This window comes from Rufibacter sp. JT20002, assembly GCF_056491185.1.
In genome coordinates, this window is sequence record NZ_JBSZJY010000013.1 from 1 (window position 1) to 778 (window position 778).

General features: G+C 51.2%; 1 protein-coding gene. It reads left to right on the forward strand.

Annotated elements, in window-relative coordinates:
• A partial coding sequence (locus tag ACW9SV_RS22490) for a glycosyltransferase family protein (protein WP_479559032.1) occupies positions 1-670 on the forward strand: 670 nt, incomplete at its 5' end.
• Between the last annotated feature and the right edge of the window lie 108 nt (positions 671-778).

Here is a 778-nt window from a genome sequence, read left to right on the forward strand (position 1 = left end):
CGTCAGGCCGGGCTTCTACGCCAAAATGGAGGCTCTCTTCCAGCGCTTCCCCCAAGCCGGCGCCGCCTTCTGCAGAAACAGCTTTATCAATAATGAGGGAACTTGGTCACATAATACCCCACTTGAAGCTTCTAATGATCTTGTCTTAGATAATTGGCTTCTTCGCATTGCGGAGAGGCAGCGTATCCAGTATGTATCTATTGTGGTGCGGCGGGAGGTGTATGAAACGTTGGATGGCTTCTACGGAATGCCCTACGGCGAAGACTGGGAGATGTGGGTACGCATTGCAAGATTTTACCCCGTCGCCTACTCCCCCGAAGTCCTTGCCGAATGCCGGATGCATGCCAGTTCCATTTCCAGCCAGATGGGTACTTCCGGCCAAAGTTTTCCCTATCTGATCAAGTGCCACTCTTTAATTCAGGAGCATATCAGGCAGGCAGATTTACCGGAGAGCTTAAAGGCCAAAGCAATTGCCAAGGGCAGGCTGCATTGTGCCTTATATAGCCTTTCGTTAGCAAAAGGGATTTACAAGAGAACCCAAAATAGCAGGTTGGCTATGGGGTATATAAAATCGGCTTTACAGTTAAGTAGTCACCCCTTGGTCTATGTCCGGGTTCTAAAGCTTTGTGTCAAGCTGGCCCTTTTAAAACATCAACTTTACTTCCTGTAGCAAAGTCACATTGGCTTAGGAGTTAAACCATCCTTTATACCGCCATGGCCCGCATCCCGTCCACGCCCCCGCCGGTCCCGCCCGTTCCCCCGGGGGGGCACAGGCCTT